This is a genomic window from Stenotrophomonas cyclobalanopsidis (genome assembly GCF_008710035.1).
Lineage (GTDB): Bacteria > Pseudomonadota > Gammaproteobacteria > Xanthomonadales > Xanthomonadaceae > Stenotrophomonas > Stenotrophomonas cyclobalanopsidis.
This window is the reverse complement of sequence record NZ_VYKI01000039.1, coordinates 14725-28711: the sequence shown is the minus strand read 5'-3', so window position 1 is coordinate 28711 and position 13987 is coordinate 14725. Positions and strand designations below refer to the sequence as shown.

The following is a 13987-nucleotide window of genomic DNA, read 5'->3' as shown; positions in this document are numbered from 1 at the left end:
GAAAACTGGCCAGGATTGCGTGGGGCGTATTCAAGAGTGGCAAGGAATTCGACCCAGCCATGCTGAAGGTAGGCCAAGCCTGCTTCCAACAGGCTTGACCACGAACATAGGATCTCGGCTCTACAAAAGCCGGTTACCGGCAGCCTTCCGGTAGCGCGGTGATGGCAGCGACGACCGCCCCCTGCATGCCCTGCCCCACCGCCATGTCCAGCTCGCCGCCGGTACTGCCGTGCTGGCGTTGCAGCTCACTTTCGCAGGCGCCGCGCACGCGGCTGCGCGCGTTGGTCCGCAGCATGCTGCAGCGCCAGTCGACCGGGCCCAGCGGCAGCACCGAATACACGACGCTGTTGCAGGCGTTGCCTGCACGCTCGACCAGGCTGCGGCCGCCGAAGTCGCGCGGCACGCTGCTGTGCGCCGGGTCGTAATAGCTGTCGGGGAAGCTGAGCGCGTACTGCTCGATGTCCACCCGCAGCGGCACCGTACCTGAGTCGGGCAACTGCAGTGGTTCACCGCATTCCGTGCTGTCGGCACGGTGCTGGATGAACTGGTAGATCGGCCGATCAAGCCGACGATCCTGCGCGGTCACCGCACTGACCGCACCCAGCACCGGCAGCGCGGCGCGGTTGGCCATCCGTGCCAGCACACCGGCCTCGGCGGGAACGCAGCGATCACGCACGGTGGCCGCCAGCAGGAACACCACGTCGTCACGGAACGCACGATCCTCGCGCAGGTGCCGCTCGATGTCGGCCTGCAGCGCGGGCACCGGTGTGGGGAACGCGACAGACGGCGGACGCGCCTGCGGCGCCGAGCGCTGCCACGCCAGCAGCGCGGCACCGGCCAGCAGCACCACCGCACCGATCCCCAGCCAGTGCGCGCGCTGCATCAGCTGCCGATCGCCGTCAGCGTGGCCGCATCCGCATCGTAGGACGCGCTGGCGATGTCGGCCTCGAAGCGCTTGATCCGCAGATGGCCCGACAGCCGATAGGCATCCCACAGGTTGCCGAGTGCCATCGGCTTGGCCAGGGTCACATGGATGATCTGGTTCGGTGGCGGCGGTGGTACGTGGATGCAGGCGCCATAGAACGGCACGAACAGCAGTTCGTTCACTGCCCCGGCGTCGTCCGTGCCCAACGGCACCACGTAGCCGTCCAGGTCGACCTGGCGACCGTCCACGCCATCGACCACGGCAGCAGAGCCGAATTGCTGCGCGCGGTCGGGGCTGGAGTGGTCGATGGCCGCACCCGGCGGCGTGCCTGAACCCGTGTCATCGATCAGTCCACCGACGCCCGACATCGCGCCCATGCCGCCGCTGCGGTCGATGCCGATCTGCGGCGGCGGGCGCAGGAATGCGTCGTCCTCGGGCATCAACGCATTCCAGGCAGTGATCGCGCCGTCGCTGGCGGCAGGCGCTTCAGGCGCTGCCTGCGCGGGCGCATTGGCGGGCGCGGGGGCAGCGGTCGGCTCGGGCACATCGCCGCCGGGCCGACTGCAACCGGCCAACACCATCAGCACCAGGACACAGGCGTTACGGTTCATAGGGCCTCAACTCGGGGTCTGCCATGGTGTAGGCCGAACCGGCCACGTCGTCATCCACGCGCTCGGCGCGCAGCGTGCCGGCGAGGAAGAACGGCGAGTACATGTCCGGCATGTCGATCGGCCGCGACAACCGCACGTGCACGATCTGGTTCGGGGGTGGCGGCGGCACGTGGATGCAGGCGCCGTAATACGGTACGAACAGGAACTCGGTCAGCCGGCCATCGCTGGCACTGGCCAGCGGCACCACGTAACCGGGCAGGCGCACGGCGCGGTCCAGCACCGTGTCCACGGTGCGGAAGGTGCCGTACTGGGCCATGCGCCGGTTGCCGTTGTGCTTCACTTCCGGCCCGTCGCCCCGCTCCAGCGCGGCCAGCTCATCGGCGGGCATCATCTGCAGCCAGTCCAGTTCCTGCTCGGCGGGCACTTGGCTTGTCGCGCCGTCCTGCACGAGTGACGGTGGCAGGGCCTGCACGCCGGTATCCACCGGACGTTCGCAGCCCGCCAGTAGCAGGATCACGGCAAGAAAAAGGCTCCCGCGCATCGCTCAGGCTCCCGCCGACAGGCCGTCGGCCAGCGTGCGCCGATAGGCCAGCAAAGCCGGCACCAGACCGGCCACGGCACTCAACACCAGCACCCCGCCCACCCACGCCAGCTCGCGCAGATCCGGCCAGACATGGGTGATCGAAAGACCAAAGTTCGCCAGCGCCCAGCCGCGCCCAGCCAGGCTGGCGGCCACCAGGATGGTCAGGGCCAGCACGCAGGCCATGCCGCTGGTCGCCACCGCTTCCAGCACCAGCAGGCTGGCGATGTAGCGTGGCCGGGCACCGGTGGCACGCAGTACCGCCATCTCACGGCGGCGCTCCTGCAGGGTCGACACCAGCAGCGCCACCAGCGAGACCAGGCCCAGCAGCACCACCATCGCACTGATCAGCTGCAGCGCCCGCTCGGCCGTGCCCAGCGACTGCCACAGCTGCTGCAGGGTAACGCCGGGCAGGATCGCCAGCAGTGCCTCGTCGGGGTAGTCATTGACCGCGCGCTGCACCGAGAACGTGGCGATGCGCGAGTTCAGGCCGAGCATGAAGGCGGTGATGCTGGTCGGGGTCAGGTCCAGGTGTCGCGCCTCCTCAGCGCTGACCCTGTGCCCGCGCAGCTGCACGCCCGAGCGCCAGTCCACATGGATGGCCTCGATTGCCGGCAGGGACACCAGCACCGACGAATCCACCGGCGTGCCGGTCCGCTGCAGCACGCCACTGATGCGGAACGGCTTGTCGGCATGCTTGGCCAGAGTCACCGAGGCAGTGCCATGAGCGAGCACCATCTCATCGCCCACCTGCACGCCCTGCGCGCCGGCGACATCGGCGCCAACCACTGCGTCGTACAGATCATCGAAGGGCTTGCCCTCGGCGAAGGCCAACGTGTGCCCGGCACCGTAACGGTAGTGCTCGAAGTAGCCGCCGGTGGTGCCGATGACCCGGTAGCCGCGCCAGGAATCACCCAGCGACAGCGGCACCGCCCACTTGATCTGCGGCAGCGTCGACAGTTCCTGATAGGACTGCCAGGACACGTTGTTGGTCGGGTCGCCGATATGGAACACCGAATACAGCAGCAGGTTCACCGGCCCCGAGCGCGCGCCGACGATCAGATCGGTGCCCGAAACGGTGCTGGCGAAACCCTCATGGGCCTGCACGCGCACGCGCTCCACGCCCAGCAGCAGGGTCACGCTGAGGGTGATGACCAGCACGGTCAGGGACACGCTGAGCGCACGGCTGCGCAGGCTGGCCCAGGCAAGTTCAAACATGGGCGGCTCCGGCGTGGTTGATGTCCTGCAGCTGCACGACGCGGTCGAAGAGGGGTTGCAGGCTGTCGTCATGGCTGACCACCACCGCGGTGGTACCGGCCGCTGCACATTGCGCGGCCATCAGCTGCAGGAAGGCGGTGGCCGCTTCGCGGTCCAGTGCCGAGGTCGGCTCATCGGCGAGCAGCACGGCCGGGCGACCGATCAACGCCCGCGCCGCCGCTACGCGCTGCTGCTGGCCGACGCTGAGGGTGCCGGCGCGGCGCTGCAGCAGGTCCGGATCCAGGTGCAGAGCCTGCAGCAGGCGGAAGATTTCATCATCCAGCGGGCGAACGACCCGTGCGCTGCGCGCGGGCGCGAAGCGCAGGCCCAGCGCGATATTGTCGCGCACGCTGAGGAAGGGCAGCAGGTTGAACTGCTGGAAGATCACGCCGAGATGATCGGCGCGGAAGCGGTCGCGCGCAGCAGGCTTCAAGGCGTGCACGGCCGTACCGGCAACGACCACCTCGCCCTGTTCGGGGCGCAGCACGCCGGCCAGCAGGCCCAGCAGGGTGCTCTTGCCCGAACCACTGGCACCGCGCAGCAGCACGATGCTGCCTGCAGCGATCTGCAGCCGCGGGATATCCAGCACGGTGCGTCCGCCATAGCTGAAACGCACCTGCTCCAGCGCGATCACCGCGGCGGCGTTCATGGGGCCAGCACCACGCGCAGGTTCTCGGCGTTGAGCACAGTGCGGCTCTGGCCGGCCGCCGTCACGCTGTTGACGATGACCTCGTGCAGGTTCGGGAAGGCCTTCGGCAAGGCCAGCACCAGCACCCGCAGCGCGGCCGGGTTGGCACACTGGTAGCGCAGTTCGGCGTTGAAGCCGGCATGGGTGTGTTTGCCCGGCGTAGTGGCAGTAGCGGGCACGGCGGGCCCAAAGCCCTCGGCGCGCGCGTCACGTTTCAGCGGCGTGCACTGCGCTGCGGTGGGCAGGGTCAACCAGTCGCCGCGCTTGAGCGTGGCCAGTGCCGCGTGCAGCGCCGCCTGTTCGGTGGCATTGGCAGGCGGCCGTTCGAAATCCAGGATGCCGACGCCCGGCGCCTGCAGGGCCAGTTCAAGGGTGCCCTGGTCCACCGCCAGGTCGACCGTGGCTTGGCCGTGCACGTGTGCACCGAGCTGGCGCACGTCGTGTGCCTGCACGGCGGGAGCAGCGAACAACAGGGACAGCACTACGACACGCTTCATAGGGGACTCCATAATTGTTATTATGTAACATTATGGACCACATCCCTACGCCTCCCGCAAGGGCACTGCCCCAGCCGCCAGCTTCGGCACGCTGGCACCCCCGTCTTGACCTGGCCGGCGCCTGGCTGTCTATGGCCTGCGCCGCGCACTGCATCACCCTGCCCCTGCTGCTGGCCTTCGTGCCGGCGGCGATGATGGCCCTGCGCTCGTTCCAGCACCCGGCCCACGGCGCGATGACCGCGCTGCTGGTGATGTCGCGCTGGGAATGGGTGTTCGCCGTCGTCGCCTCCACCGTGGCCATGGCCAGCACCGTTTCAGGCAGGCGTCGCCACCAGCAGTGGCGGCCGCTGCGGCTGGCGGCCTGCGGCGCGGTTGCGCTGCTGTCTTCGTCGCTGTACATGCCGTTGAAGGAATCATTGGTCTGGCATGGCGTGGCGACCTCCTGCGGCGGCGTGCTGCTGGCCACCGCCCACATCCTCAACCGGCGGGCGCTTCACCGGTAGTCGTCCACCTTGGTGGACGTTCCCAACGTGCCAACCAAGGTTGGCATCGACCAGAAACAACGCCGTGCCCGGTAGTACCGGCCGCTGGCCGGCAACGCACTCAGAACCGGTAACCCACCTCGGCACCGAAGATGCGCGGATGGTCCACCGGGCCGTAGTAGTTGCCATCACGACCAAAGGCCAGATTGTCGAAGATCAGACCGTTGATGCGCCGCTTGTCGGTCAGGTTCTGCACGAACAGCCGGGTGCTCCACGGCCCCGTCTCATATCCCACCTGCAACCCCAGCACCGCTACCGCGGGCTGGAACGCACGGTTGCGCTCGTCCAGCGCACTGGAACCGGTGAACTGCGATTCCACCCGCGCGTACAGCCCCGAATCGAACTGGTAGCGCGCGGCCAGGTAGCCGGTGTAATGCGGGGTCAACTTGACCCGCTTGCCGGCAAGGTTCTGATCCGCGCTGACCCAGAGCTTGGTGTACTTGGCGTCCACGTAGCCGACGTTGGCCATCAGGCTCAGCCCCGGCAGCACGTCGAAGACGCCTTCCAGCTCGGCGCCACGCGAGCGGATCGAGGCATCCGACCCCACATAGTCCGAAGAGATCGGCCGGCCATCGGCATCGGTGGCGATCTGGATCTCCTGCCAGTTGTCCGAGGTGATGTGGAACAGCGCCCCGCCGATGTGTCCGCGGCCGCCGGCCAGGTTCATCTTGAAGCCCAGTTCGTGGCTCCACATGCGCTCGGATTCGTAACGCAGCACCTTGTCATTGACCACATCACTCTGCGCGGCCGCGAGGTTGAAGCCACCCGGGATGTAGCCCTTGGCGGAGGCCGCGTAGAAGGACAGGTCATCGCTGGCGTCGTAGCGCAGCGACACGCGCGGCAGCGTGGCCGAGAACGTGTGCGCCAGCGCGGCGTCGCGGTACAGCACCAGGCCACCGGGGCCAAGGTCCAGCGCACCGGCGCGCTGTTCGGTGGAACGTCGCGCCTGCTCGTGGCGCAGGCCGACGCTGGCGGTCAGCTTCGGCAGCGCGGGCAAGGTGTAGCTGGCGGTGGCGAACACGCTGTAGTCCTCGCCCTTGGAGGTCTGCCGCGGCGCCAGGTTGTAGCTGTCCAGCCCGCGCGTGGCCGGCCCGACGAACGTACCGAGGATGGAATCCTTGTCGGTGCGGTAGGCCGCCACGCCGGCCATCCAGGTCAGCGTCTGGTCGCTGGGAGAGCTGAAACGCGCCTCGGCGGTCCATTCGTTCTTCTTGTCGTAGATGCGGCCGGCCAGTTCGGCGCTGGCGGTCATGTCGAAATCGTAGCCGGCCGACATCACCTCCTCGCCACGGTGGGAGGCAGCCACATCCAGCGTGCCCGCCTGCAGCTGCCATTGTGCGCTCAGGCCTGCGACGGTTTCATCCTTCTCGGTGCGCTTGGGCGCATCGTTGATGTAGGTGAAATCGCCGGCCTGGCGACCGCCGTTGAGCGTGCTGCCATAGGTGCGGTTGTACAGGCCGGTATCCATCGGCAGGTACTCATACTCGAACATGCCCGGCGCGCGCGTGCGCAGGTGGTAGGCCAGCGCGTTGACCTGCACGTAATCGCTGGGCCGCCAGCGCAGCTTGCCCTGCAGGTAGCCTTCGTCAACCTTGCCGCGCGCACCGGATGGCGTCAGGTTCTTCAGGTAGGCATCCTCCTGTGAGCCCATGAAGGCGACCGAGCCGGCCAGCGCGCCGCCCTTGCCCAATGGACCGGACAGGAAGCCATCCAGCGCGGTACCGCCGCCGTTGCCGAACCAGGTGTGGCGCAGGTTCACTTCACCCTCGGTGGCATCGGACGGGCCACGCGTGCGCACCAGCACCAGGCCCGATTCACTGTTGGCGCCGTACAGCGTGCCCTGTGGGCCGCGCAGCACCTCCACCGAATCGACCTGGTTGAGCACGGCGTTGCTCAGTTCGCGGAACGGGATGCCATCGATGTAGACCGAGGCGCGGTTGACCAGGAATGGGTTGGATTCGATGCCGCGGATGGAGATGAACATGTTGCTGAGCTGGCCCATCACGTTGAACTTGACATTGGGTGCCAGCTTGTCCAGGTCGCGGAACTCGGTGACGCCGGCCTGCTGCAGCGCTTCGCGGTCCAGCACGGTGACCGACAGATCGCTCTTCAGATAGGGCGTATCCCGCTTGGAACCGGTGACCATCACGCCGTCCAGTGTGGTGGCGGCCTCCTTCTGCTGGGCATGCACCGGCAGGACGGGAACGAGCAGAGACGCCGCGACCAGCGCAGCGGACGTTACGGGGGATTTCAAGGCAGACCTCTCGGGAGATGGACAGGTGCCTGGCAGAACGGCTGGCACACATTGTTATGATGTAACATCCAACTGAATCAGCCACTCCATTCCGTGCGTCGACGCTCCATTCCCGGATCCACCCCGCCCACGCTCGCCGCCCAGCTGCAGCACGAAACCGGCCATCCCGCGCTCGGCATCCATGCCACTGATGAAGGCGGCATCGTGCTGCTGCGGCACCGCTTCGAAGCCAGCGAAGGCGAGATGGGTCATCCCGACCAGCTGCGTCTGGGCCTGGCGCTGGCCGGCGGCGGAGCGCTGCACCAACGCACGACGCTGGGCCGTCTGCAGGGACATTGGCGGCCAGGCCAGTTCAACCTGGTGCTGCCCGGTGACGCCGGCTGCTACGCCAGCCCGGCGGTGGACCTGCTCGGCATCGCCATTGATACCCGCCTACATCCGCAGGCCGCGCCGCTGCTGGCGCCGCTGGCCACCCGGCTGCACGAGGACCCAGTGATCGTGTCGGTGCTGCAGGCGCTGTGGGCGAGCGCCCAGGCCGACGCCTGCCTGCCCGGCTTCCTGCGGCAGGGCAGCGCGGTGCTGTTGCACCGGCTGGGCCAGCTGGCAGGGCAGACGCCTGCACTGCCGCCGGCGTCAGCGCCGTTGCCGGCGCGCCGGTTGCGGCAGCTGGAGGACTACATCGATGCGCATCGCGCCGATGCACTGGATGTTGCTGCGTTGGCGACGGCCGTGGGAATGGAGGCCTCGGCCTTCGGCCGCGCCCTGCGCGCGGCCACCGGCCAATCACCATATGCGTTCCTGACCCGGCGACGCATGCGCTGGGCCGCCAGCATGCTGCTGCAGCGCTGCGCGGTTACCGAGGTGGCGCTGGCAGCGGGCTATGCCAATCCCAGCAAGTTCAGTGCCGCGTTCCGTCGGGTGATGGGGTGTGCGCCGAGCGCGTGGGGCCGCGGGTCCCGGTAGTCGTCCACCTTGGTGGACGGTCCCAATGTGCCAACCAAGGTTGGCAGCTACCAGATCCGAGCAATGTGCCAACCAAGGTTCTCATCTACCAGATCCGGGCAAAGCGCCAGCCAGGGTTGGCATCTGCCGGTTGATGGCGGCGTGCCGACCAGGGTTGGCACCTACCGGTTCGCGGCGCGGCGGCTGTGCACCCAGTAGTACAGCGTCGGCAGCACCAGCAGAGTCAGCAGCATCGCCGACAGCAGGCCGCCGATCACCACCACCGCCAGCGGCTTCTGCGTCTCGGCACCAATCGCGTGCGAGGTGGCCATCGGCAGCAGGCCGAACATCGCCAGCAACGCGGTCATCAGCACCGTGCGCAGGCGCTGCAGCGAGCCCTGCACCACCGACTGCAGCAGGTCCATGCCCTGCTCACGCAGCTGGGCGAACCGGCTGAGCATCACCACGCCGTTCAATACCGCCTGCCCGAACAACGCGATGAAACCGATCGCCGCCGACACCGACAACGGAATGCCGGTCAGCCACAGGGCGAGGATGCCGCCGATCATCGCCAGCGGCACATTGGCCAGGATCAGCGCCGCACTGCTGATGTCCTTGAAGGCATCGAACAGCAGCACGAAGATGATCAGCACCGACAGCGGGATCACCCAGCCCAGCCGCTTCATTGCGCGTTGCTGGTTCTCGAACTCGCCCGACCACTCCAGGCCGTAGCCCTCGGGCAGCTTCACGCTGGCATCCACCCGCGAACGCATGTCGGCCACCACGCTGCCCATGTCACGGCCGGCGATGAAGATGCTCACCGCCTTGACCCTCTGGGCGTTCTCGCGCGAGATATTGATCGCACCGCTGGCCATCTGGAAATCAGCCACGTCGGACAGGGTCACGGTATGCCCATCGCCGATGCCCACCGGCACCATGCGCAGGCGCTGCAGGTCACGGTCGGCATCGTCCAGGCGCAGGGTGATCGGGAACCTGCGGTCGCCCTCCCACAATTCGCCCACTTCGCGGCCGCCCAGCGCCGTCTCGATCACCTCGTCGATGTCGCGCACGTTCAGCCCGTAGCGCGCGGCACGATCGCGGTCAATCTCGATCTGCAGCTGCGGCAGCGAACCATCGCGGTCGATGAAGGCGCTCTCCACGCCGTCCACGCCACGCACCTGGCCGAGGATGGCCTGGGCCTGCCGATTCAGCACGTCCAGGTCGGCACCGCTGACCTTGATGACGACCTGTCCCTTGATCTGCGAGATGCTCTCCAGGATGTTGTCACGCACCGGCTGCGAGATCGAGAACTCCGGTCCGGGAATGCGCTGTTCGAGCGTGCGCTGCAGATCGGCGATCAGTTGCCGCTTGTCCACGCCCTTGGGCCATTCCTTTTCCGGCTTCAGCGCCACCAGCGCCTCGATCTGGTTCGCGCCCTTGGCATCGGAGCCGTCTTCGGGACGCCCAAGCTTGGCCACCACCGTGGACACCTGCGGGTAGGTGTTCACCAGTTCGCGGATGCGCCGTGACTGCTGCTGCGCCTCGGCCAGGCTGGTGCTGGGGTCGAGCGTGGCGGTCAGCCAGATCGAGCCCTCATCCAGCTCCGGCAGGAACTCAGACCCCAATCGCGTGCCCAGCGCCAGCGTACCGACGAGCAACGCGACGGCGGTCAGCACCACCGACCGAGGGCGGGCCAGCGTACGCTCCAGCACCGGCTGGTACCAGCCGGTCAGGCGGTCCATCAGCGGGTTCTCGCCGCGCATGCGGTCGCGCCGCAGCCACCAGTAGCAGAACAGCGGCACCACGGTCAGCGCCAGGATCAGCGCGCCGATCAGCGCCGAGGTCACCGAATAGGCCATCGGCGCGAACATCCGGCCTTCCTGCCGCTGCAGGGTGAAGATCGGAATGTGTGCGGCAATGATGATCAGCATCGAGAAGAAGGTCGGTCGGCCTACTTCCGAGGCCGCCGACAGCACGGTGGAGAACCGTGTTTTCCGGTCTGCCGTACGCGGCAGCGCGGACAGGCGCGAAACGATGTGCTCGGTGACGATCACCGCACCATCGATGATGATGCCGAAATCCATCGCCCCCAGCGACAGCAGGTTGGCCGGCACGCCCCACAGGTGCAGGCCGAGGAAGGTCGACAGCAGGGCCAGCGGCATCATCGCCGCCACGATCAGTGCAGCGCGGGCGTTGTAGAGGAACAGCCACAGCACCAGGAACACCAGCACCGCACCTTCCAGCAGATTGCGGAACACCGTCTTCAGCGTGGTCGAGACCAGCCACGAGCGGTCGTAGAATGGCTCGATGCTGACGCCTGCCGGCAGCTGGTTGGCTTCGATCTCGGCCACGCGTGCATGCAGGGCGTCGAGCACATCGGACGGATTCTCGCCCTTGCGCATCAGCACCATGCCAAACACCGCATCGTCGTTGTCGTCCTGGCCGACCAGACCCTGCCGCGGCAGGCCGGTATCAGCGATGCGGGCCAGATCGCGTACCAGCACCGGCGTGCCGCCCTTCTGCGCGACCACCACGCTGCCGATATCGGCCGGCGAGCGCATCAGGCCGACACCACGGATCAGGAACTGCTGCTGGCCACGCTCCACATAACCGCCGCCGGCATTGGAGCTGCCCTTCTCCAGCGCTTCGGAAAATTCGCCCAGGCTGATGCCGCGATCACGCAGCTTGTCCAGGTCCGGCTTGACCTGGAACGTACGCGCATAGCCGCCGAAGCTGATCACATCAGCCACGCCCGGCACGGTGCGCAGGCCACGCTCCATCACCCACTCCTGCACGGTGCGCAGCTCGGTGGGACTCATACGCGGGGCCTTCAGCACGTAGCGGTAGATCTCGCCCACCGCCGAACTCATCGCCTCCAGCTCGGGCGTCACCCCCTCGGGCAGGTCCACGCCCTGCAGGCGCTCCATCACCTGCTGGCGGGCGAAGTAGTCATCGGCCTTGTCGTCGAAGGTCAGGATGATCATCGACAGACCGAACTGCGTATGCGAGAACACCCGCACCGCATGCGGGATGCCCGATAGGGCCACTTCCAGCGGCATGGTAACTTCGCGCTCGACCTCCTCGGCGGCGCGACCCGGGTGCAGCGAGACCACGGTCACCTGGGTGTCGGACACATCGGGGAAGGCTTCCACCGGCAGCACGCGGAACGCGGCGATGCCGGCACCGATGAACAGCAGCAGCGCCAGCATCACCATCAGCGGCTGGCGCAGGCAGTAGGCAATCAGGCGATCGATCATGGGGTGGCATGCCCCATCGCAGGAGCGGCCGTTGCGGAGGCCGCCGTCGCCGGGCCCGGCGCGTTGTCCACCAGCTGCTGCAGCAGCAGGCCACCCTCGACCACCACGCGGCTGCCGGCCGCCAGCCCTTCGCGCACCCACAGACGCCCGTCACCCAGCTCCTCGGCCTGCACGGCACGGCGGGCGTAGTGGCCCTTGCCTTCGTCCACGAATACGACCTGCTTGCCATCGATCAGCAGCACGGCGGTATCCGGCAGCGACACGCCGCCCTGCGCCGGCAGTGCCACCTGGGCGCGTACGTACTGCCCGGCCTTGAAGCTGCGGCTGTGGTTGTCCAGCTCGGCGCGGGCCTGCACCACGCGGCGCTCGCTGTCGACGAAGTCATCGACGTGCTGCAGCGTGGCCTGCAGCGTGCTGCCATCGGCAGCCGGCACACGCACCTGCATGCCGGGCTGCAGGCGACCGGCCAGGCTTTCCGGGATGTCCAGCAGCAGCCACAGGCGATCGGGATCACCGATGACCGCCAGCGGCTGCTCGCTGTCCGGGCCGACGTTCATGCCAGGGCTCATGCGCCGTTCCACCAGCACGCCGTCGATGGGCGCGCGCAGCGGCAATCGCTGGTCAACGCGGTTGCCATTGCCGTAGGCGGTAGCAAACGCGGCGGCGCGGGCATGGTCGGCCTGGCTGCCGGCAAAATGCGCTTCCGCCTCGTCCAGCTCGCGGCCCGAGGCCACCCCGGCGGCATGCAGCTCGCGGGTACGCTGCAGCTCGCGCCGGGCCTGCTGCAGTTCGGCCTGCCCACGCACACCCTCCGCCTGCGCCTGTCCGAACTCCGGCGAGGTGATCCAGGCGATGACCTGGCCAGCCTTGACCTTCTGCCCCGGCTGCGCATCGATGCGCGAGACCTGCCCCGGCAACGGCGCGCGCAGCGCACTGGAGCGGGTTTCGTCCCAGACCACCCGGCCCGGCAGCTGCAGCGATGCGCTGGTGCCATCGCTCACGGCTTCGCTGCGCAGTACGTCCAGTTGGCGGCTGTCGGCCGGGAACTGGATGTGCCCGGCACTGACCACCGGCCCGCCGTCGGCATAGGTGGCCGGTGCGCGCCCGCAGCCGGACAGCAGGGCCAGCGCGAGCAGCGCAGGCAGCAATGCGCGGCGCGCAAGCGGTTGAGTGGTGGCATGCGGGATCACAGGATCTCTCCTTCGGCAACGGACGTGGCGGCGCTCCAACGCGCCAGTGCAATGGCATGGTCGGCACGCGCCTGGATCAGCGCGGCCTCGAACTCGCGCCAGCTGCGGCGCGCATCCAACAGGTCGGTCAGGCTGGCGGCACCGCGGCGATAGGCCAGTTCGATACCCTGCACGGCCTTGCGTGCACTGTCGGCCTGCAGCCCCTCGTAGTCCTGGCGGCGCTGCGCGGCGGCTTCGGCACCGGCCTGCAGCAGGTCCAGCTCCGCCCAGGTCTGGCGCTGCAGCGCATGCAGTTCCAGTGCGGCGGCATCGCGCTCGGCCTCGGCACGCTGGATACCGCCCTGCGCGCGCGACGGCGCCCCCAGTGGAATCGTCACCGAAACACCCCAGGTGACGCCATTGATGTCGGTCGGCTCGCGCTCGGCCTCCACCCCCCACTGGATGTCGCGACGGCGTTCACTGCGGGCCAGTGCCACGCCAGCATCGGCCGCGGCCAGCCGCGAACGTGCGGCGCGCAGGTCCACGCGCTGCTGCGGATCGGCGCTGCCCGCCGCTTCCCTGCTGGCGTCGGGCCACGCGTCGTCGGCACTGAGAGATGCACTCTCTTCCATGCCCAGCAGCAGGGCCAATGTGTGCTGCGCGTCGCGCAGGTCCAACGCCGCTTCGCGTGCTGCATCGGCCACCGCGAGGTCATCCACGGCCAGACGGGCCCGGTCTACCGGCGCCATTGCACCGCTGGCGACCTGCCGCTCCGCGGCGGCCATCTGCTCGGCCGAACTGCGCCGGTTGGCCTCGGCGATATCCCGCACGTCCTGCGCGGCCTTCAGCCCGAAATAGGCTTCGTACAGCGCCACCTGCTGCCGGCGGCGCATGTCCAGCTGTTCCAGCCCGGCCGCCTCCACCAGCGCATCGGCCTGGCGCATGCGCAGCGTCCGCTTGCCGCCGCGTTCCCAGGTGAAGCCCAGGCCGAGGGTGCTGTCGACGCGCTTGTCCTGCCAGCGACCGCTGCCGACGCCGTGCCTCGGGCTGATCTTGCTGGTGCCCAGCGACAGTTCCGATGCAGGCCGCAATGCAGCGGTCAGCGCATCGCCCTGCGCACCGCGCAGTTCCAGCGCCGCCGCGCGCAGGTCCGGGTTGTGCGCATCCATGGCACGTTGCGCGTCCTGCAGGCTGATCGCCCACGCCGCAGGTGCACACGCCAGTGCGGCCAGCAGGGCCGCCGAACGAGGGAGGAAATTCATGCG

The 13987-nt window shown here is 68.3% G+C and carries 12 protein-coding genes; 2 read left to right on the top strand and 10 right to left on the bottom strand.

Annotated features, from left to right (window positions below; all coding sequences use genetic code 11):
• Positions 1-133: 133 nt before the first annotated feature.
• From FJU31_RS18275 to FJU31_RS18250, 6 genes are read right to left on the bottom strand one after another with little or no spacing between them, the layout of a single operon-like run.
• On the bottom strand, positions 134-883 hold the full coding sequence (locus FJU31_RS18275) for a hypothetical protein (RefSeq protein ID WP_150456002.1): 750 nt from the start codon (positions 881-883) through the stop codon (positions 134-136).
• Positions 883-1536: a DUF3299 domain-containing protein gene (locus FJU31_RS18270; protein WP_150456001.1), complete on the bottom strand. Its 654-nt coding sequence runs from the start codon at positions 1534-1536 to the stop codon at positions 883-885. The genes FJU31_RS18275 and FJU31_RS18270 overlap by 1 nt, the downstream gene beginning before the upstream one ends.
• Positions 1526-2077, bottom strand: coding sequence for a DUF3299 domain-containing protein (locus FJU31_RS18265; RefSeq protein WP_150456000.1), 552 nt, complete (start codon positions 2075-2077; stop codon positions 1526-1528). The genes FJU31_RS18270 and FJU31_RS18265 overlap by 11 nt, the downstream gene beginning before the upstream one ends.
• Positions 2078-2080: 3 nt before the next feature.
• Complete coding sequence (locus tag FJU31_RS18260; protein WP_150455999.1) at positions 2081-3334, bottom strand: ABC transporter permease; 1254 nt, start codon at positions 3332-3334, stop codon at positions 2081-2083.
• Positions 3327-4022: an ABC transporter ATP-binding protein gene (locus FJU31_RS18255; protein ID WP_150455998.1), complete on the bottom strand. Its 696-nt coding sequence runs from the start codon at positions 4020-4022 to the stop codon at positions 3327-3329. Before FJU31_RS18255 ends, FJU31_RS18260 begins: the two co-directional genes overlap by 8 nt.
• A complete protein-coding gene (locus tag FJU31_RS18250; protein ID WP_150455997.1) occupies positions 4019-4558 on the bottom strand; it encodes a ZrgA family zinc uptake protein in 540 nt (179 codons plus the stop codon). Before FJU31_RS18250 ends, FJU31_RS18255 begins: the two co-directional genes overlap by 4 nt.
• Positions 4559-4590: 32 nt before the next feature.
• On the opposite strand from FJU31_RS18250, the gene FJU31_RS18245 reads away from it, so the two are divergent.
• The gene (locus FJU31_RS18245; RefSeq protein WP_150455996.1) at positions 4591-5061 is read left to right on the top strand and encodes a MerC domain-containing protein; all 471 of its coding nucleotides are present in this window, start codon (positions 4591-4593) and stop codon (positions 5059-5061) included.
• Between the two features lie 100 nt (positions 5062-5161).
• On the opposite strand, the gene FJU31_RS18240 is transcribed toward FJU31_RS18245, so the two are convergent.
• The gene (locus FJU31_RS18240) at positions 5162-7354 is read right to left on the bottom strand and encodes a TonB-dependent receptor (protein WP_246161456.1); all 2193 of its coding nucleotides are present in this window, start codon (positions 7352-7354) and stop codon (positions 5162-5164) included.
• Positions 7355-7447: 93 nt separating this feature from the next.
• Between FJU31_RS18240 and FJU31_RS18235 the strand changes: the two genes are divergently transcribed.
• On the top strand, positions 7448-8317 hold the full coding sequence (locus FJU31_RS18235) for a helix-turn-helix transcriptional regulator (RefSeq protein ID WP_246161454.1): 870 nt from the start codon (positions 7448-7450) through the stop codon (positions 8315-8317).
• Between the two features lie 161 nt (positions 8318-8478).
• On the opposite strand, the gene FJU31_RS18230 is transcribed toward FJU31_RS18235, so the two are convergent.
• Genes FJU31_RS18230 through FJU31_RS18220 form a run of 3 tightly spaced genes read right to left on the bottom strand, consistent with a single transcriptional unit; the run spans position 8479 to position 13984 of the window.
• A complete protein-coding gene (locus FJU31_RS18230) occupies positions 8479-11553 on the bottom strand; it encodes an efflux RND transporter permease subunit (RefSeq protein ID WP_150455995.1) in 3075 nt (1024 codons plus the stop codon).
• Entirely contained in the window at positions 11550-12743 is a 1194-nt protein-coding gene (locus FJU31_RS18225; protein ID WP_150455994.1) for an efflux RND transporter periplasmic adaptor subunit, read from the bottom strand. Before FJU31_RS18225 ends, FJU31_RS18230 begins: the two co-directional genes overlap by 4 nt.
• Positions 12740-13984: a TolC family protein gene (locus FJU31_RS18220; RefSeq protein ID WP_150455993.1), complete on the bottom strand. Its 1245-nt coding sequence runs from the start codon at positions 13982-13984 to the stop codon at positions 12740-12742. The genes FJU31_RS18225 and FJU31_RS18220 overlap by 4 nt, the downstream gene beginning before the upstream one ends.
• Between the last annotated feature and the right edge of the window lie 3 nt (positions 13985-13987).